Source organism: Haloferax denitrificans ATCC 35960 (assembly GCF_000337795.1).
Taxonomy (GTDB): Archaea; Halobacteriota; Halobacteria; order Halobacteriales; family Haloferacaceae; genus Haloferax; species Haloferax denitrificans.
Genome location: NZ_AOLP01000008.1, coordinates 198,060 through 216,076 on the forward strand (window position 1 = coordinate 198,060; position 18,017 = coordinate 216,076).

The 18,017-nt window shown below is 69.4% G+C and carries 15 protein-coding genes and 1 pseudogene; 1 reads left to right on the forward strand and 15 read right to left on the reverse strand.

Features of this window, described 5'->3' with window-relative positions; genetic code table 11:
* Window positions 1-294: 294 nt before the first annotated feature.
* The 4 genes and pseudogenes from C438_RS06310 to cobN form a co-directional block, all read right to left on the reverse strand.
* On the reverse strand, window positions 295-1,497 hold the full coding sequence (locus tag C438_RS06310) for an ABC transporter substrate-binding protein (RefSeq protein ID WP_004968491.1): 1,203 nt from the start codon (window positions 1,495-1,497) through the stop codon (window positions 295-297).
* Window positions 1,498-1,584: 87 nt separating this feature from the next.
* A complete protein-coding gene (locus C438_RS06315) occupies window positions 1,585-2,373 on the reverse strand; it encodes a cobalt-precorrin-7 (C(5))-methyltransferase (RefSeq protein WP_004968492.1) in 789 nt (262 codons plus the stop codon).
* Window positions 2,366-3,046 carry a precorrin-8X methylmutase gene (locus C438_RS06320; protein ID WP_004968493.1) on the reverse strand — a complete coding sequence of 227 codons (681 nt, stop codon included), beginning with the start codon at window positions 3,044-3,046 and terminating at the stop codon, window positions 2,366-2,368. Before C438_RS06320 ends, C438_RS06315 begins: the two co-directional genes overlap by 8 nt.
* A pseudogene (gene cobN, locus C438_RS06325) lies at window positions 3,039-6,898 on the reverse strand (cobaltochelatase subunit CobN). Before cobN ends, C438_RS06320 begins: the two are co-directional and overlap by 8 nt.
* Before the next feature lie 44 nt (window positions 6,899-6,942).
* On the opposite strand from cobN, the gene C438_RS06330 reads away from it, so the two are divergent.
* On the forward strand, window positions 6,943-9,099 hold the full coding sequence (locus tag C438_RS06330; RefSeq protein WP_004968494.1) for a VWA domain-containing protein: 2,157 nt from the start codon (window positions 6,943-6,945) through the stop codon (window positions 9,097-9,099).
* A gap of 42 nt (window positions 9,100-9,141) precedes the next feature.
* Here the strand turns inward: C438_RS06330 and C438_RS06335 are convergent, their stop codons facing one another.
* The 11 genes from C438_RS06335 to cbiT are packed head-to-tail and all read right to left on the reverse strand — an operon-like array spanning window position 9,142 to window position 17,883.
* On the reverse strand, window positions 9,142-10,386 hold the full coding sequence (locus C438_RS06335; protein ID WP_004968496.1) for an outer membrane protein assembly factor BamB family protein: 1,245 nt from the start codon (window positions 10,384-10,386) through the stop codon (window positions 9,142-9,144).
* Between the two features lie 6 nt (window positions 10,387-10,392).
* On the reverse strand, window positions 10,393-10,776 hold the full coding sequence (locus tag C438_RS06340; protein ID WP_004968497.1) for a DUF3209 family protein: 384 nt from the start codon (window positions 10,774-10,776) through the stop codon (window positions 10,393-10,395).
* A 2-nt stretch (window positions 10,777-10,778) separates the two neighbouring features.
* Window positions 10,779-11,999: a CbiX/SirB N-terminal domain-containing protein gene (locus tag C438_RS06345; RefSeq protein WP_004968498.1), complete on the reverse strand. Its 1,221-nt coding sequence runs from the start codon at window positions 11,997-11,999 to the stop codon at window positions 10,779-10,781.
* Window positions 11,996-12,661: a hypothetical protein gene (locus C438_RS06350; protein ID WP_004968499.1), complete on the reverse strand. Its 666-nt coding sequence runs from the start codon at window positions 12,659-12,661 to the stop codon at window positions 11,996-11,998. Before C438_RS06350 ends, C438_RS06345 begins: the two co-directional genes overlap by 4 nt.
* Window positions 12,658-12,915, reverse strand: coding sequence for a ferredoxin (locus tag C438_RS06355; RefSeq protein WP_004968500.1), 258 nt, complete (start codon window positions 12,913-12,915; stop codon window positions 12,658-12,660). The genes C438_RS06350 and C438_RS06355 overlap by 4 nt, the downstream gene beginning before the upstream one ends.
* 1 nt (window position 12,916) lies before the next feature.
* Complete coding sequence (gene cobJ / locus C438_RS06360) at window positions 12,917-13,903, reverse strand: precorrin-3B C(17)-methyltransferase (protein WP_004968501.1); 987 nt, start codon at window positions 13,901-13,903, stop codon at window positions 12,917-12,919.
* Window positions 13,904-13,906: 3 nt separating this feature from the next.
* The gene (locus tag C438_RS06365; protein WP_004968502.1) at window positions 13,907-14,803 is read right to left on the reverse strand and encodes a precorrin-3B C(17)-methyltransferase; all 897 of its coding nucleotides are present in this window, start codon (window positions 14,801-14,803) and stop codon (window positions 13,907-13,909) included.
* A complete protein-coding gene (gene cbiG / locus C438_RS06370; RefSeq protein WP_004968503.1) occupies window positions 14,800-15,786 on the reverse strand; it encodes a cobalt-precorrin 5A hydrolase in 987 nt (328 codons plus the stop codon). The genes C438_RS06365 and cbiG overlap by 4 nt, the downstream gene beginning before the upstream one ends.
* Window positions 15,783-16,628 carry a precorrin-4 C(11)-methyltransferase gene (cobM, locus tag C438_RS06375; RefSeq protein ID WP_004968504.1) on the reverse strand — a complete coding sequence of 282 codons (846 nt, stop codon included), beginning with the start codon at window positions 16,626-16,628 and terminating at the stop codon, window positions 15,783-15,785. The genes cbiG and cobM overlap by 4 nt, the downstream gene beginning before the upstream one ends.
* A complete protein-coding gene (locus C438_RS06380; protein ID WP_004968505.1) occupies window positions 16,625-17,332 on the reverse strand; it encodes a cobalt-factor II C(20)-methyltransferase in 708 nt (235 codons plus the stop codon). Before C438_RS06380 ends, cobM begins: the two co-directional genes overlap by 4 nt.
* On the reverse strand, window positions 17,329-17,883 hold the full coding sequence (cbiT, locus tag C438_RS06385; protein ID WP_004968506.1) for a precorrin-6Y C5,15-methyltransferase (decarboxylating) subunit CbiT: 555 nt from the start codon (window positions 17,881-17,883) through the stop codon (window positions 17,329-17,331). Before cbiT ends, C438_RS06380 begins: the two co-directional genes overlap by 4 nt.
* Between the last annotated feature and the right edge of the window lie 134 nt (window positions 17,884-18,017).

The following is an 18,017-nucleotide window of genomic DNA, read 5'->3' on the forward strand; positions in this document are numbered from 1 at the left end:
GCGGCGACCGGTCCACGGTCCGGCGGGTCGCTTCCTCGGGGCGCGGCCTGCAGTCGGGCGCGTGCCGGGGTCCGCTCTGCCGCGGACTTACCCCGCTTCCGCTCGGCCGAACACCTCCATGAGCGGGGGTTCACCCTCGGCGAACCGCGGCGCGGTTGCCACCGGGTGCCCGCCCATACCTCGGCTGACTGCCATAATTTTAGGCTTGCCTAAAATTACATAAGCGTTCTGGCGGAATGCGTCGCTGGCCGCCGAAGGAAAACGGGAAAAGCGGGGCCGCGAAGCGGGACCGGACTACAGGTCGCCGTTGACGATGTCTGCGACGCGCTGGGCGTCGAACAGGCGCTCGTCGGCGTCGTACAGCGTCCGTGCGAGGCGGTCCGTCACGACGAGGTTCGTGATGGGGCCCTGATAGAGCGCGCCGGCGCGGTAGACGTCGCCGTTCTGGACGGCGGTGAGTTCGCTCGCCACCTCGTGGCTCTCCATGAACGAGACCACGGTGTTCTGGAACTCCTCGCGGGTCTTGGCCTCCTGTCCGCGCACGAGAAGCACTTCGGGGTCGACCTCCAGGAGCGTCTCGAAGTCGACCTCGCCGCGGTTGCTGTAGAAGTCCCGCACGTCGGTCGTCGCGAGCGCGTCGTTGACCTGCAGGTCGTTGAGGTGCTTGAAGCTCGTCCCCTCGTCGATGATGTAGGGGTAGAACTTCTCCGGCTCGTCGCCGCCGGCCCAGACGACGGCGGCCGAGGGTCGCTCGCCCTGCGCGGGGACGACCGGCGCGAGATTCGCTTGGAACTCCTCGTGGACCCCCTCGAACGCCTCGAAGCGGTCCTCGCGCTGGAACACCTGCGCGAGCTTCTCGAACGCCTCGTAGAGGCTGTAGTAGCGGTAGTCCTCGTGCCACGCGTAGCCGCGCGAGAAGATGCTATTGCCGAAGAACGGTCCGACCTGCGTGCTGATTTCCTCGATGTCGGCTTCCGACCACTGGCCGCGGTTCAGGAGGAAGTTCGGGTCGGCGATGTGCACGTCCGCGTTCAGTTCGTAGAACTGTTCTTTACCGACGCCGCTGTCGCCCCACAGCTGGCGGATGGACGACTTGTCGACGCTCACGCCCGGAATCTCGTCGTAGTACTGCGTGTGGTACCGGCCGGGGAGCCAGACGCCCATCGGCGCGTCGAGCCCGAGCGCGACGCCCATGTCGGCCCAACTGCCGTTGTTTGCGACCCACGTCTCCGGGACCGAGTCGAACGTGACCTCGCCGACCGGCTCCATCGACACCGAGTAGGACTCCGCCGCCTCGGTCGTGGTCTCGGTTTCGGTCTCGGTCTCCGTCGCCGCCTCGGTCGTCGCGGCCGCGGTCGTCTCGGCCTCGGACTCCGTCGTCGTCTCCGACCCGCCGCCGGTACAGCCGGCGAGCAGGCCGCCGGCGACGACCGCGCCGCCGTACTGGAGATACTCGCGCCGCGTCGATTCCCGACCGCTTTGTCCGTCGTTTGCCATGTCTTTTAGGCGTGCCTAAATGGTTAAAACGTCTTCGAAATTTAGGCGTGCCTAATCACCTCCGCGTAGGGAAGGGGGAAGGGAGGCTCAGTCCGCCGCGTCGACGGGCGCTCTGACGGCGAGCACCGAGAGGTCCGAGTACGGCGTCGACTCGGGGCCGCTCCCGCCGGCCGAGTCGCGCAGGTCGCCGAGCGTGGTCCGGGTGATTCGCTCGTCGTCGTGGGTCAGTCGTTCGAGCACGAGCGCGTCCAGCGAGGGGTCAGCGCCCGACTCGACGAGGAACTCGGCGATGTCGCCCGGCATCCAGTCGAACGGCCGCGGCAGGACGAGCAGGTGGCGCTCGCCGACCGCCGCGGCCAGTCGGTCGAGGTCGGCGTCGAGCGACCCGCTTTTGTGGAGCGTGACGAACCGCGTGTCCTCCATCGGCGTTCGGGCGCGACTCGCGGCTATCTGGAGCGACGAGATGCCCGGAATCACCCGCACCGGCCGCTCGACGGCCCGCTGGACCTTCCCGAGGAACTGGTAGCCCGAGTGGTTCGGGTCGCCCATGAGCACCGCCGTTCCCCGGTCGCCGGCCGCGACGCGCCGCCCGAACTCGGCCAGCGCGTCGGCCTCGTCGGCGTAGCCGCAGGTGAGCAGGTCGGCGTCGGTCTCGTCGGCGACGAACTCGACGACCGTCTCGAAGCCGACGACCACGTCGGCCTCCCGAACCGCCCGCCGCCCGCGGGGCGTCAGGTACTCGGGGTTGCCGGGGCCGACGCCGACCGCGTAGACCGGCGCGTCAGTGTCTTTATCCATGCTCGCCTCGGGCGCGGCCGCGGCGAACGTCGCCGGGTCAGGCCCCGAATCGAGGTCGTACGGGTCGTCCTCACTCATGATTTGCGAGGTCTACGTCGCCGTTTCGAACGTCGCTCGCGACGTGAATTAACTCGTTCGTGAGCGCGGCCGCGAGGCCGCTCCCACCCCGCTTTCCGACGTTCGTCACCGCGGGCACGTCGTACTCGTCGGCGATTTCGCGGACGCGCTTCCGGCTCTCTTCGGCCTTGACGAAGCCGACGGGCGTCGCGACGACGGCCGCCGGCCGAGTCCCGTTTTCGATGCAGTCGCAGAGCGCCAACGCGGCGGTCGGCGCGTTGCCGACGACCGCGATTGCGCCGTCGTAGACGCCCTCCTTGTCGAGTTCGAGCACCGCGGCCGCGGTCCGGGTCATGCCGGTCTCGGCGGCGAGTTCGGCTCCGTTGCCGATTGCCTTCCGCACCGGGCAGTCGTGGCCGCGGCCGGTGATGCCTGCTTTCGCCATCGTGATGTCGGTCACGATGGGGCGCTCGTCGAGGACGGCCCTCGCGCCCGCGACGACCGGGTCGTTCTGACACCGGATGAGATGTTGGAACTCGATGTCGCCGGTCGAGTGGACGGCTTTCTGTCGGAGTCGGTCGGTCAGCGTCTCGTCGGGGACGAACGTCCGGACGATGTCCATGCTCGTCTCCGCGATGTCCATCGCTTCCTGCGTCGTCGCGCCGAGGTCGGCGTAGGCGTCTCGTTCAGTCATCGGATTGGGTCTGCGTCATCGCGTTCGTCGTGTTCGCTTCGAGGTCGCCTTCGACGGAGAGGTTGATGTCCTGCAACCGCTCTCGCACGTCGTCGTCGGCGTCCCACAGGTCGCGGTCGATGGCTTCGAGGAACGTCGCGGTGATGCTTTCGAGCGCCCACGGGTTCACGTCGCGCATCCACTCCTGTCGGTCCGCGTCGAAGGCGTAGGCGTCCGCGAGGTGCTCCCAGAGGGTGTCGCTGACGACGCCCGTCGTCGCGTCCCAGCCGAGCGCGACGTCGACCGTGGTCGAGAGGTCGCCCGCGCCCTTGTAGCCGTGGTCCTCCATGCTGTCGAGCCAGTCGGGGTTGAGGACGCGCGCCCGCATCGCCTTGCGGACCTTCTCCTCGTTCGTGTAGATACTGACGTTGTCGGGGTCGCTGGAGTCGCCGACGTACGAGGCCGGGTCGCTCCCGGAAATCTCGCCGACGGCGGAGACGAACCCGCCGTGGAAGGCGTACCAGTCGGAGGAGTCGAACTCGTCTTGCTCGGCGGTGTCTTCGATTTTTACCGTGGCTTCGACGCCGCTCAAACGGCGTTCGAAGGCGTCGTGGGCCTCGGTCACCTTGCCGCGACTCCCGAGGGCGTAGCCGCCCCACTGGACGAACACGTCCGCGAGGTCGCTCCGGTCGTCCCACTCGCCCTCGTCGACGGCCTTGTTCGTCCCCGCGCCGTAGCCGCCGGGCGTCGTGGTGAACACGCGGTGTTTGGCCAGTTTCTCGGCCTCGTCGGCGTCCACGCCGTCGGCCTCGAACTCGGCGGCGTCCTCCTCGACGTGCTTTTTCACGTAGTTCAGCTCGTGGGGTTCGTCGAGTTCGACTACCGCGTCGACGGCGTCGTTGACGACGCTCGCGGCCTGCGGGAACGCGTCGCGGAACAGCCCCGAGACGCGGGTCGTCACGTCGATTCGCGGCCGGTCGAGTTCGTCCAGCGGAATCGGCTCCACGTCGTCGACGCGGCCCGCGTCGGTCCACACCGGCTCGACGCCCATGAACGCGAGCACCTGCGCGATGGTCTCGCCGCGGGTCCGGACCGTCGGCGTCCCCCACGCGACGACCCCGAACTCCTCGGGGTACTCGCCGTGGTCGTCGTAGTGGCGGTCCAGAACGCCCTCGGCGACGCGCTCGCCGACGCTCCACGCCGGCTTGGCCGGGATTTTCCGCGGGTCGAGCGTGTAGAAGTTCCGCCGGTCGGAAGCAGGTCCACCCCGCCGCGGGTCGGTGCGCCGGAGCCGCCGGGCCGGACGTACTCGCCGGCCAGCGCGTCCGCAGTCTGCGGAATCTCGGCTTCCGCGGCCGCGACTCGCGGGGCGGCCTCGTCGCAGATGAACGCCAGCACTTCGCGCAGGTCGTCGTGTGCGCCGCGCTTGGCCCGCGCGTCGCCGAGTTGGTCGATATCGACCACGAGCAGGTTCATGTTCACCTCGTCGTCGGGGCCGGCGTCGACCTCCGATTCGGGCACGTCGAAGTCGCGTTCCGCGAGTTCGGAGACCAGTTCGACGCACTGGTCGTAGACGCGGTCCGCGGCCTCCGAGAGATACATCCCGAGGTCGTCGTCGTACGTCCCCGGCTCGTCCCGCATCCGGTCGTAGTCCACGCCCATGACGCCCGCGACGCTCTCGCGGAGGCTCGGCGTGTCGGCGTTCGGGAGTCGGGTGAGCGCGACGAGGTACTCCACGAGCCGGTCGCTTTCGGGCGGTTCGCCCATCGTGTGGAGACCCATCCGAATCTGCGTCGTCTTCACGTCGGTCAGGTACTCGTGGACGCGCTCGACGAGTTCGTCGAAATCGACGGGTTCGGTGCCGTCATCGGCATCCGCGTCACCGGTTGCGTCGCCGATTGCGTCGGCGTCTTCGAACCCGAGTTCGACCGCGAGGTCGAGGTCGTCGACCGCGTCAACGAGGAGTTCGCGGAGTTGGTCGCCGCGCTCGGGGCGGGCCTCGTCCATGCCCGCCTCGCGGTACTCGCGGGCGAGTTCTTCGAGGTCCGCGAGGTCGTCGTAGGTTCCCGCGGTGCGCATGACCGGGGTGAGGTAGTCCACGATGGCCGCGTACGACCGGCGCTTGGCCTGCGTCCCCTCGCCGGGGTTGTTGACGATGTACGGGTAGACGTTCGGGAGGTCAGAGACCAGCTGGTCCGGCGCGCTCTCGCCGTTCAGGCCGACGGTCTTGCCGGGGAGCCATTCGAGGCTCCCGTGGGTGCCGAGGTGGACCACGGCGTCGGCCTCGAACGCCTCGCGGAGCCACGCGTAGAACGCCACGTAGTCGTGCGGGGGCTGGAGGTCCGAATCGTGGTACACCTTCGAGGGGTCCATCCCGAAGCCGCGCGGGGGCTGGACGGTCACGAGGACGTTCTCGAACTCGACGCCCGGAATCGCGAACGGTCGCTCCGGCGGGTCGCCCCACTCCTCGACGACGTCGTCGCGGAAGCGGTCGTCGGCGTCGGCGAACCAGTCGGCGTACTGGTCGGGAGACACCACGTCGACGCTCAGGTCCCGCACGTCCTCGGGGGCGACCCAGCGGTCGTCGAGGGTTAACTGCGAGGTGAGGTCGTCGATGAGCGCCTGCCCGTCCGCGGGGAGGTCGCCGACGGCGTAGCCCCGTTCCCGGAGTTCGGACAGGAGGTTGACCGTGCTCTCGGGGCTGTCCATCCCGAAGGCCGTCCCGATGCCGTCGTCGCTCGGCGGGTAGTTGTGGAGGACGACCGCGACGTTCTTCTCGTCGTTCGGCAGGTGGCGGAGTCGCGCCCAGTTGACCGCGAGCCGGGCGACGTGGTCGACGCGGTCCTCGATGGGGAAGTGCTGTTTCGGCGCGCTCCCGACGCCCGCCTCGTCTTCCATCCGCTCTTTCCCGCTTATCGGGTGGGTGATGACGTTGCCGTCGAACTCCGGGAGCGCGACCGACAGCGCGAGTTCGAAGCCCATCACGCCCGTGTCGCTCGACTCGTACCGGCTTCGAGAGCGCATGGTCGTAATCGCCTGCAACACGGGGACGCCGAGTTCGGTGAGGAACACGTCCTCGGCGTCAGCGCCCTCGTCGTCGGCGTCGCGGCCGCGCTCGCTCATCGACAGCGAGAACATGAAGGAGCTGACGACGGCGTCCACGACGGGGCCGTCCTCGTCGGAAAACCAGTTCCGGGCGACCCACTCGGCGTTCTCCTGTCCCTCCTCGTCGGTCGCGGGGTTGCAGAACGCCGGGAGGACGTTCGCGCCGAGCGATTCGAGGCGCTCCACGAGCGCGTCCACGTACCGGGTGTTCGCGTGCGTCCAGTGGGACTCGTAGAACCAGACGCCGACGGTCGGCTTGTCGGGGTCGTGCGTATCGAGCAGTTCGTCGTACTCGACGCCGGGATAATCCGGGTGATAGACGCCCTCGGTCGGGAGTTCGACCGGGTCGTCGACCTCGGTCTCGACGCCGGCGTACTCGGCGGCGAGGAACCGACAGAGGTTCTCGACGTTCACCGCGCCGCCGCGGTCGAGGTACTCGCAGACGCGCTCGCGGTCCGCGCCGGCGACGGTCGTGTCCTGCCGCGCGAAGGCGTCGCCCGTGGCCTTGACGACGAGCGGGACGCCCGCCGCTTCGAGCCGTTCGACCGCGTGGTCGTAGCCGGGCATGCTGTCTTCGGCCCCGTGGAGCCAGAAAACGGCCGCCGTCGCCGACTCCAACTCGTCGACGAAGGCGTCCGCGTCGGTCACGTCGTCCAAGTCGCTCGCGGAGCGGACGACGAGGTCGATTCCGTCGAGTCGGCGCGCGGCCCGCTGGACCGCGCCCAACTCGTTTTCGGTCGCTGTGTACAGTCCGATTGTCGGTGTCATTGATAAAGTGTTATTGTCTTACTGCAACTACGGTTTCGCATTCGATGACGACTCAGACGCTTCCGTTCTCGGCTATCGTCGGGCAAGACGAACTGAAACGGGCGCTGTTGGCCGTCGGGGCCAACGACGACCTCGACGGCCTGCTCGTCCGCGGCGAGAAGGGCACCGCGAAGTCGACCGCGGTCCGCGCGCTCGCCGACCTCCTGCCCGAACAGACGGTCGTCGCGGGCTGTCCGTACGGCTGTCCGCCGGACCCGGACGACCCGGCCCGCCAGTGCGAGTCGTGTCGCGCCCGCGACGACCCGGCGGTCGAACACCGGCCGGTCCCGCTCGTGACGCTCCCGCTCGGCGCGACCCGCGACCGGGTCGCGGGCACGCTCTCCGTCGCCGACGCGCTCGACGGCGAGGCGTCGTTCGACCCCGGGCTCTTGGCCCGCGCGAACCGCGGCATCCTCTACGTGGACGAGGTGAACCTCCTCGACGACCACCTCGTCGACCTGCTTTTGGACGCGGCCGCGAGCGGCGTCAACCGCGTCGAGCGCGACGGGATGAGCGTCGAACACCCCGCCGAATTCACCCTCGTCGGGACGATGAACCCCGAGGAGGGCGACCTCCGCCCTCAGCTCCGGGACCGCTTCGCCCTTCAGGCGACCGTCGTCGGGAGCCGCGACATCGACGACCGCGTGGCGATTATCGACCGGGCGCTGGGGGGCGGCGACGACGCCGAAGCGGCCGGCGACGCCCGCCGCGAGGAGACCGCGGCGCTCGAAGCCGCGCTCCGCGAGGCGACGGCCCGCCTCGACACGGTCGCCCTCCCGACCGAGTTCAAACGCGACATCGCCGAACTCTGCGTCGACGCCGGCGTCGAGGGCCACCGCGCCGACATCGCCATCGCCCGTGCGGCCCGCACCCTCGCGGCGCTCGACGGCCGGACGAAGGTCCTCGAAAGCGACGTGCGCGAGGCGGCCGCCCTCGCGCTCCCGCACCGACTTCAGAGCCGCCCGTTCGACGACGACCCCGACCTCGACGACGTGCTCGACGACCACTTCGACGAGGAGGCGGACCGGGGGGAGAACGAGGGCGATGACGGCGACAGTGACGGTGACGATGCCGCCGACAGTGACAGTGACGGCACCGACTCCGGCGGCGGCGACGACGGTGGAGACGGCGGCGACGATGGGGACAACAGCGAGGAAGCCGGTTTCGACGCCGACCCCGACTCCGACGCCCCGGGAGAGACTCCCGACTCTGACGCCGGGGATGACGACGCCGGTGGTGGCGACCGAGCCGACGAGAGTGGAGCCGAGAGCGGCGATTCGGAAGACGGAGCTTCCGAAGACGGCGATACCGACGACTCGGATGCCCCCGACGACGACGGCGACGACCCCGACGAAGTGACCCCGCTTCTCCCCGGTCAGCGCCGGGCCGCCGTCGGTGACGCCGAGCGCCCGCCGGTCGAGGACGCGGCCTTCGACGCGGAGACGCCGGGCGACGGAAGCCGCGCCGCGGTTCGGGAGTCGCGGCAGGGGCGAGGATCGCGGGTGCGAACCGAACCGGCGACGGAGACCGACGACATCGACGTTCCGGCGTCGGTCCGGGCCGCGGCCTCGGCCGGGCGGACTTCCCCCACTCGGTCGGACCTCAGAACCGCGGTCGCCCGCGGGTCGGCCGCGACGCTCGTCGTGTTCGTCGTGGACGCGAGCGCGTCGATGCGCGCCGCGATGCGGCAGGCGAAGGGAACCGTGCTGTCGCTCCTCGAAGACGCCTACGAGAAGCGCGACGAGGTCGCGTTCGTCGCGGTCGCCGGCGACGACGCCGAGGTGTTGCTCCCGCCGACCGACAGCGTCACGCTGGCGGCGCGGCATCTGAAGGAGCTTCCGACGGGCGACCGGACGCCGCTTCCCTCGGGACTCGACGCCGCTCGCCGGCTCGTCGACCGCTCGGACGCCGACGCCGCGCTCGTCGTCGTCGTCACCGACGGCCGGGCCAACGTCGCGGACGGCAGTCCGACCGGACAGACCCGGTCGGCGGCGCGGGGCCTCGCCACCGCCGACGCCTCGGTCGTCGTCGTCGACGCGGGCGACGACGGCATCGGCGTGACCGACATCCTCGTCTCCGAGACGGGCGCGCGGCGCATCCCGCTTTCCGACCTGTCGGCCGAGCGAGTCGCCGAGGCCGCGCGCTCCGCGGACGGGCAGTAGCCGGGGGTCGGTCGTCTTCGTCTCCTTTTGCATGGTACGTTCCTATCGAATCGGTCGTGTTCGGAGTCGGTACGCCCCGCGTGTGACGCCCTCGTCGTGGTACTCGACCGGTTCTTCGACCACCGCGAGGACGCCCCCGCCCGCGGCGACCGCGGTCGGAATACCGGGGAGGTCGTCGGTCCGGAGGTGCCCCGCCGTCGCATCGAACGTGTGGACCCCGTGGCGCTCGGCCTCTCGCTCTCGGAAGTGCTGGGCGGACGGCACGAAGACCCGCGAGCCGGTTGCGACGGCCGAGCGCGCGAATCCGCCGGTGTCGCGGGTCCACAGGCGCTCGCCCCCGTCGAGGTCGACGCCGACCGCGGTGTGTTCGTCGGGGTGTCGCGCGTTCGGGTCGCGGGTCGACTCGGCGAACGTGTTCCCCGTGACGAAGACGGCGGCTCCGTCGGCGACGCAGACGTGGGTCGGATAGGCGTAGACGGTCTCCCCGTCGACGCGGCGCTCGGTGGCGAGGTCGAGTCGCCACCGCTCGCTCCCCTCGAAATCGATGAGGTAGCCGCGTTTGTCGCCGTGGCTGGCGACGGCCAGCGCGTCGCCGTCGCCCGCGAAGGCCACGTCGCCGACCCGTCGGTCCCCGTCGGTTTCGGGGTCCCACGACGCGACTCGCGCCCCGGTGTGGGCGTCGAGGAGGACGAGGCCGTCCTGCTCGGGGTTCGGACACCGGTTGTACGCGACGGCGACGCGGTCCCCGTCGGCGTCGACCGCGATGGGCGACGCGTGGACGCGTCTGCGCCACGCGAGCCGACCGCCGCGGTCGAATCCGAGGACGGCGCTCCGCCAGCGTCGCTCCTCGCCGTCGCGTTCGTACCGCCGGGCGGCGACGACGACCCTGTCGCCGGTCACCGCGAGGTCGACGACGTAGGGGCGGAAGAAAAGCGAATCTCTCGTCGCCGTGCCCACGTCGTCGGCCGTCGCGTACGTCCAGCGCACGTCGCCCGTTTCGGTGTCGAGGACGCGGACCAGCCCGTCGCCGCCGCGCTCACCGACGACGAGCGCGTCCTCGCTCGCGGCCATCGACACGACGGGGTTGTCGCCGCGCGTCTCCCAGCGCTCGCCGCCGTCGGGTGTGGCGTCGGTAGCAGTCTCCAGCGCGATGACGCGGCCGGCCGCGGTTCCGACGAAGACGGCGTCTTCGGTCGCGGCGACCGCCGAGCGCGTCCAGTTCTGGCGACTGCTCGCGGGCTCGACTTCGCCGAGGTCGCGGCGGACGGTGAGTTGGGTCGGTGCCATCGGGACTCAGTCCTCGACGGGGAAGGCGTCGTGGAGCGTGTGGTGGGCTTCTCCGAGGTCGTCGAGGAACGCGTCCGTGCCCTCCCGGAGGCGGCGAAGCGACCGCTCGGCGTCGCGGACGGCGACGAGTCGCCCCCGGAGGTAGCCGGCCCGCGGGTCGTCGTCGTCGATTCGCGTCGCCTCCGATTCGAGGTCGACGAGCGCGGCGTCGAGATGTCGCTGGGCCTCGTCGAGCGTGGTCGCGTTCGCGAGCGCCTGAATCGGGCCGGGGTCGGCGTCGCCGAGGTAGTCTTCGAGTTCGGCTTCGGCGTGTCGCGTCGCGTGTTCGTCGGTCGTTCCGGTGATGTTCAACAGCGCCAGTCGGAGCGCTTCGAGTTCTGCGCAGGCCATGGTTAGAGTGATTGGTGGACGAGGTTCGAGACGATGCGGTCCCGTTCGAGGTGGGACGAGACGATGCGGTCCGTGTCGTCGGGCGTCACGCCGCCGTACCAGACGCTGTCGGGGTAGACGGCGACGATTGGGCCGTCGCCGCACTGGCCGAGACACGAACTCCGCGAGACGTGCACGTCGCAGTCGTCGGCGTCGCGCACGCCCTGTCTGAGTCGTTCGAGGACGGTCGCCGCGCCGCTCGCGGCGCAGGTCTGGTTCGTGCAGACCGCGACGTGTTTCTCGGGGGCGTCGTGGACGTGCGGGTCGTCGTCCACGTCGCTCCGGTCGGCGTGTTCCGCCTGATGGACGAGCGAGCGAAGCATCGCGCGAGCGCCCCCCTCGTCGTCCTCGTAGCCGGCGAGTTCGACCTTGTACTTGCAGGTGTCGCAGGACATCTCGACGCTTCCCGTGCGGGCCTCTCGGTAGCGGTCCGCGAGCGTCTCGACCACTCGGTCGTCCGTGCCGAGCGGTCCCGACGCGCCGGCGTCGACGTAGGGGTACTCCTCGTCGAACGTCTCGGCTTTGTCCACGATTCGTTCCGTCAACACGCCGTCGCCGAGCATGTACGGGAGGACGACGACGGCGTCCGGCCGGTCCTTGGCGACGGTGTGAAGCGTCTCCTCAAGTCGAGGCGTCGTGACGCCGATGAACGCCGACTCGACGCGGGTGAACTCGCGGCCCTCGTACAGCAGACGCGCCAGTTTGTGCACGTCGCCGTTCGAGTCGGGGTCGCTCGACCCGCGGGCGCAGAGGACGACCGCCACGTCGTCGGTCTCGCGGTCGACGCCGAGGTCGGATTCGACCGCCCGCGCCCGCTCGTCTAACAGGTCGACGAGCGACGGGTGGATGCCGAGGTGCGAGCCGAACCGGAACTCGGTGTCGTCGTGGGTCGCGCGGGCCCGCTGGACCGCCAGCGGCACGTCGTTTTTCACGTGGCTCGCGGCGAAGAGCGAGAGGGGGACGACGGTCATCGTCCGGCAGGTCGGGGCCATCGACTCGATTGCGTCGTCTATCGACGGCTCGGCGAGTTCGATGTACGCCGCGTCCACCGGGACCGACAGCCGCGATTCCAGCTTCGCGGCGAGCGTCCGCACCTGCTCGTTTGACTCCTCGCGGCGCGAGCCGTGGCCCACGAGGAGCACCGCGTCGTCGTCCAGTGCCGGGTCGGGCCGTTCGAGACTCATGCGTTCTCCGCCTCTTCGAGGCTTCTGACGAGCTTTCGACGCCGCGTCGGCGCGAACAGGCTCGTCTCGTCGCTCCCCTCGTAGACCCACTCGCCGAAGCCGGCGGCCGCGTCGTCGTCGATGCCGAACCAGTAGCCGCCCGACGAAGTCTCGCCAATCTCGCCGGTCGGCGCGTCAACGGGGCAGGCGTCGAGCAGTCGGCCCACGGTTTCGAGGAGCGCCCGGTCGTCGTGGACGAACGAGATGCCGACCGTGCCCGACGAGGACTTGAAACAGACCGTCCCGCAGGATTCGAGCAGACCGCGGAGGAGCTGTTTTCGCCGGTTTTCGAACACGTCGAAGCGGTAGCCGCCGGCGTCGTCGCCGACGGGGAGCCCGAACGCGGCGCTCGCGCTTCTGACCACGTCGCCTTCGACCATGACGTGGTACTCGTCTTTGACGCGGGTGACGGCGGTGTTGTGGGCGTACTCTCGTTCCGTCTCTCGCCGGTCGATGTCGCCGCCGCCGGCGATGGCCGCGAGGCGGTTCGCGCAGGTCTGGTCGTTCGTCAGCGCCGTGAACTGTCCCGGCTCGACCGTTCCGCCGCCGGCGACGTGGCCCCAGAGATAGGCCGTCTCGGGCGCGCTCTCAAGCAGATTCGTCGCTTGCGGAACGTCGCTCACGCGTCCACCTCCCGGACCGAAATCGCGCCCGGCGGACAGGCTCGGGCCGCGAGCGTCGCGTCGTCGTCGTCCGCCTCCGCGTCGCCTTCGAGGAGGGCGACGACGCGCTCGTCCGTCTGCTCGACGCGCACGACGCCGGCCGCGTCGGGGTCGATTGCGGCGAGTCCGTCGTCGTCCTCGACGAACCGGTCGTCGCGGGCGAGACAGGCGAAGATGCCGTCGCAGGCGTCTCGGTCGATTGCGATTTCGAACATCTCAGTACTCGTACTTCTGCTCGTAGCCCCGCGGGGTCACCATCCGGTCGTCCCAGACGTACGTCTCCTCGTTGCCGACGAGGAGCGTCGTCGTCATGTCCACGAGGTCGGTCTCGCCGAGGTCGGGGAGTTCGCGGAGTTCGACGATTTCGACTTCCTCGTCGTCGCGGCCCGCGCCGTGGACGATGCCGACCGGCGTGTCGGGCGCGCGGTGTTCGAGGAGAATCTCGCAACACTTCTCGTAGTTCGACCGGCGCTTGCGGCTCCACGGGTTGTAGATGGCGATGGTGAAGCCCTCCTTGGCGGCCGCGTGGAGCCGCGACTCGATGGTCGGCATCGAGGTCAGGTGGTCCGAGAGGCTGATGGTCACGGTGTCGTTGACGAGCGGCGCGCCCAGTCGGGCCGCGCAGGACTGCGCCGCCGGGACGCCCGCGACCACGTCGAACTCGACCATGCTCGCGGTCGCGCCCTTCGATTCGAGGATTTCGAGCGCGAGTCCGGCCAGCGCGTACACGTTGGGGTCGCCGCTCCCGACGATGGCCACGTCGTTGCCGGCGAGGGCCCGGTCGACGGCCTCCTCGGTCCGGGAGACCTCGCCGCACATCGGCGTCGAGTAGATGTCATCGGCGCCCTCGACGACGTCGTCGGGAAGGAGTTCGATGTAGGTCGTGTAGCCGACGATGTGGTCGGCCTCGCGGAGCGTGTCTTTCGCCAGCGTCGTCATCTCGCTCGCGCGACCGGGACCGAGGCCGACGGCGACCAGTTGTCCCGGCTCGCCGTCGAAGTCCTCGATGGTCGCTTCGACCTTCTCGGCGGTCTGTTCTTTTTTCGATCCGCCCGAACTGCCGCCGCACTTCGAAGCCGAGCCGCCGTCTGACTTCGAGGCCGACGCGCCGCACTTCGATTCCGATTTCGCGTCGGTCGGTTCAGTCGATTCGGTCGTCGCGCCGCCACACTTCGATTCGGTTGTCGTGTCTGAGTCGCTCATGGGTTAGAAGTCGTCGACGTCGCGCCCGCCGCGGGGCGTGACGAGGTACGTTTGGTAGTCGTTGCTCCAGGGTTCGGTCTCGTGGGTGCCGATGAGAATCGAGGTTCCCATCCCGCCCACGTCGTCGTCGTGGGCTTTCGCGTCGCCGAGGGTCGTAATCGAGAACGTCTCGTCGTCCAGATTCCGGCCGGCCTCGCCGCGGCCGGCGTCGTTGAAGATGCCGACCGGAACGTCGTCGGCCCGCTCCTCGCGGACCACGTCGACGGCGCGTTCGTAGTTGCGCCAGCAGTTGTACAGGACGATGACGAAGCCGCTGATGGCGGCCGCGCGCAGTTTCTCCTCGATTTCGTCCCAGCCGCGCCACTTGTCGGACAGCGACACCGTACAGAAGTCGTTCGACAGCGGCGCGCCCATCATGGCCGCGCCGCCGAGCGCCGCGGTGACGCCGGGGACGATTTCGATTGGCACGTCCGTCGCCGCGTCCGTCTCCGCCATCGTGAACACGAGGTCGGACTTCCCGTAGACGTTGGGGTCGCCGCCGGAGACGTGGACCACGTCCTCGCCGTTTCGGACGCGCTCGAACGCCTCGCGGGTCAGTTCGACCTGTTTTCCCATCGAGGAACGGACGACCTCCGGCCCGTCGTCGCGTTCTTCGGGTGGGAGGGTCCCGTCGTCCCGGAGGAACTCCTGATAGAGGTTCGAGGCGACCACGCAGTCCGAGGTGGAAACGAGTTCCGTCGCCCGCTTCGTCATGTGGTCGGGGAGGCCGGGACCGATGCCGACGACGTAGAGGGTACCGTAGTCGTCGGGTACCTCGTCGCGGTCGCGGTCGCTGGTGCCGGACGCCGGTTCGGTCGCCGGTTCGGTCGCCGGTTCGGTCGGCTCGCTCCCGTCGCTCATCGTCCCACCGCCACGGTCACGGCGTCGTCGTAGCGCCGCTTTTCGACGACGAGTTCGTGGTCGCGGCCGCCGGCGATGGCGCTCGCCTCGGCGATACCCGGCCAGCCGATGAGTTCCTTCGACCGCGAGGGCGTCGGCCCCTCGAACTCGGACAGCGTCTCCTTTTCGAAGTAGACGACGCCCGCGCCGATTTCCTCGGCGGCGTCGAGCATACCGGGTTCGTCCGCCTTCCGCGTGCCGGTGGCGACGAAGTCGACGTCGTCCCAGTCGCAGTCGGCGTCGTCGAGCGCGCGCTCCCACGCCGTCAGGAACTGTGCTTTCTTCGCGCCGGAGACGCTCCCGGTCCCGAGGACGACGCCGTCGTCGCCGTTGCGCTTCAGGACGGTCACGTCGTCGCCGACGAGGACCGCCTTCGGCCCGTCGAGTCGGGCGACGGGACCGAGTTCGTCGTTGAGGACGGCGAGGTTCGTCGCCACGGTCGAATCGCCGTTGACGACGTGGGAGTCGAGCGCCTTCGCCTTGCTCTCGACGCCCTGCTTGCCCGCGGCCTCCGAGGCGGTCGTCATCGCCGGGACGGCCCCGAGTTTCGAGAGGTCGTGGGCGACCTGATTCGCGCCGTGGTGGCCGCCGGTGAGCGGAATCGCCCACGTCAGTTCCTCGTCGACGACGACGACCGCCGGGTCCTCCCACTTGTCGTCGAGGAGGCCGGCGGTCTTCCGCATGGCGATGCCGCTGGCCATGAGGCCGACGAAGCAGTCGTACTCGCCCCAGTGGTCGGCGAACACGTCGCCGTGGTAGGTGAGGACGTCTATCCGGTCGTAGTCGTCCGCGAGGTCGCGCTTGATTTTCTCGGCCGTGTCGAGCTTTCGCTCGAAGCTGACGATGGCGATTTCGTCGGCGACCTCGCCGTCGCTGTCGGGGGTACGACAGTGGCCGCTTCCGGAGTCGGTGTCGGTGTTGGAGTTGGAGTCGGTGTCGCTCATTGGGTATCACGCTCCTGCGGTTCGGAATCAGAATCCGGTTCGTCGTGCGGCGCGTCGCCGCCGCGGGCCCAGTCGCCGTAGAGGAACGACCGCTCGTACGCCGAGCCGTCCACCGCCTCGCCGACGATGACGAGCGCCGAGGCGCGGTAGCCCGCGTCCTCGACTTTCTCGCCGATGGTCTCGATGGTGCCCTCGATGACGTCTTCGTCCGGCCACGAGGCGTGGTAGACGACCGCGACGGGCGTGTCGGGGTCGTGGCCCTCGTCCAGCAGGCGGTCCATCGTCTCCGAGACGGCGTGGGTGCCGAGGTAGATACAGACCGTGGTGTCGCCGAAGCCGACGAAGTCGCTGATGTGGTCTTCCTCGGGCGAGAGCGTCCGGCCCTGCGGCCGGGTGAACACGACGTGGTTCGACACCTCGTTCAGCGTCAACTGGGTGCGGAGCGTCGCGCTCGCGGCGAACGCCGAGGTGACGCCGGGGACGAGGTAGCTCGGAACGCCCGCCTCGGCGAGCGCGTCCATCTGCTCCAAGGCGGCCCCGTAAATCGCCGGGTCGCCGCTGTGGAGTCTGACGACGGTCCGGCCCGACTCGTAGGCGTCGGCCATCAGCGGAATCAACTCTTCGAGGTCCTTGCCGACGCTGTTGACCCGCTCGGCGTCGGCGCAGAACTCGTCGAGGAGTTCGCTGTTGACGAGCGACCCCGCGTGAACCACGAGGTCGGCGTCCGCGACGAGCTTTCTCCCGGCGACGGTGAGCAGGTCCGGGTCGCCCGGTCCCGCGCCGACGAAGGGGATTCCCTCGTCGTCGGTGAAGCCGGTGTCCGCCTCGCCGCCTGCGCTCACGCCGACCCCCCCGATTCGACGCCGTCGAACTCGGCGGTCGCCACGTCGCGTTCGACGCCCTCGCGCTCGGCGTAGGCCAGCGTGTAGTAGTCGCGCTCGGCGAGTTCGTCGGGGTCGTCGGTGACGACCGTCTCGCCCTGCTCCATGAACAGCCGGCGGCCGAAGCGAACGTCGTAGCCCGCGTCGGTCAGCTTCTCGTGGGTCGCCGGCGCGTCGGTGACCTTGAACAGCACCATGCGGTCGGGGCCGGTCGGCGCGGAGCCGTTGGCGGCCTCGCGGAGCGCGAGCCCGGTTCCGGACTCGATTTCGACGCCGAGCGCGGTCGCGAAGGCCGTCATCGCGCTCACGCCGGGGACGACTTCGAGGTCGATTTCGGGGTGGAACGCGTCGAGTGTCCGGCGGAGGTGGCCGAACGTCGAGTAGACGTTGGGGTCGCCGAGCGTCACGAACGCCACGTCCTCGGACTCGGCGCGGGCGGCAACCTCGGCGGCGGCCTCCTTCCACGCGCGGCGGAGTTCGTCGGGGTCGCGCGTCATCGGGAAGTCGAGGTCGCCGATGCGCTTCTCGGGGACGTGGTTCAGCGCGACCGTCCGCGAGAGTCGGCCGGGCGAGTAGACCACCGCCGCCGATTCGAGCAGGCGTTTCCCCTTGACGGTCACGAGGTCGGCGTCGCCGGGACCGAGACCGATGCCGTAGACGGTCATAGCCCCTCCGCGTCGCGTCGGCCGACGACGACGTACACCGGGTTGTTCGACCGGAAACTCGTCGCGCCGGCGAGTTCGTAGCCGTGGCTCACCTGCATCTGGACGACCGCCGAGAGCATGCCGCGCTCGCGGAACGCTTCGATGGCGTCGCCGGCGGGCTCGACCCGCGAGACGTTCATGACGATTCGGTCGACGCCGGTGTCGACGGCGTGGTCCAACACGGCCTCGAAGTTCCGACTGCCGCCGACGAACATCGCGTCGGCGTCGGCCGGGAGGCCGTCGGGAGCCTCCGCCTCGCGGAGCGTCACGTCGGCGTCGTAGTCGTTCGCCGCGAGGTTCTTCCGCGTCACGTCCAGTCGGTCCGGTTTGCGCTCGACGGCGGTCACGCGCTCGACCCGCCGGGCCGCCTCGATGGTGACCGAGCCGGTACAGGAGCCGACGTCGACGAAGTGGTCCGTCGGCCGCAGGTCGAGTTTGTCGAGCGTGACCGCTCTCACCTCCGGTTTCGTGGGTCCCGCCTTGGCGTCGTGCGGGAGCGTTACCTGTGACATTCGACTCGACAATCCGGGCGCGGTTTGAAAACAATTGTGCTTGGAGTATAGCAACTCAACTTTCATAAAATGGCCCCGCCGAGTTATTAAATCTAAGTTGCTGAATTACAATCTTGGTTGTCTTCGAAAGTTTT

Bases quoted from the DNA above. Each gene is read 5' to 3' on its own strand.
- C438_RS06320 (WP_004968493.1), bottom strand. From the start codon at position 3,046: ATGACTGAACGAGACGCCTACGCCGACCTCGGCGCGACGACGCAGGAA.
- cobJ (WP_004968501.1), bottom strand. From the start codon at position 13,903: ATGAGCGACTCAGACACGACAACCGAATCGAAGTGTGGCGGCGCGACG.
- C438_RS06340 (WP_004968497.1), bottom strand. From the start codon at position 10,776: ATGGCCTGCGCAGAACTCGAAGCGCTCCGACTGGCGCTGTTGAACATC.
- C438_RS06345 (WP_004968498.1), bottom strand. From the start codon at position 11,999: ATGAGTCTCGAACGGCCCGACCCGGCACTGGACGACGACGCGGTGCTC.
- cbiG (WP_004968503.1), bottom strand. From the start codon at position 15,786: ATGAGCGACACCGACTCCAACTCCAACACCGACACCGACTCCGGAAGC.
- cbiT (WP_004968506.1), bottom strand. From the start codon at position 17,883: ATGTCACAGGTAACGCTCCCGCACGACGCCAAGGCGGGACCCACGAAA.
- C438_RS06330 (WP_004968494.1), top strand. From the start codon at position 6,943: ATGACGACTCAGACGCTTCCGTTCTCGGCTATCGTCGGGCAAGACGAA.
- C438_RS06315 (WP_004968492.1), bottom strand. From the start codon at position 2,373: ATGAGTGAGGACGACCCGTACGACCTCGATTCGGGGCCTGACCCGGCG.
- C438_RS06380 (WP_004968505.1), bottom strand. From the start codon at position 17,332: ATGACCGTCTACGGCATCGGTCTCGGTCCCGGCGACGCCGACCTCGTG.
- C438_RS06335 (WP_004968496.1), bottom strand. From the start codon at position 10,386: ATGGCACCGACCCAACTCACCGTCCGCCGCGACCTCGGCGAAGTCGAG.
- C438_RS06310 (WP_004968491.1), bottom strand. From the start codon at position 1,497: ATGGCAAACGACGGACAAAGCGGTCGGGAATCGACGCGGCGCGAGTAT.
- C438_RS06355 (WP_004968500.1), bottom strand. From the start codon at position 12,915: ATGTTCGAAATCGCAATCGACCGAGACGCCTGCGACGGCATCTTCGCC.
- C438_RS06365 (WP_004968502.1), bottom strand. From the start codon at position 14,803: ATGAGCGACGGGAGCGAGCCGACCGAACCGGCGACCGAACCGGCGACC.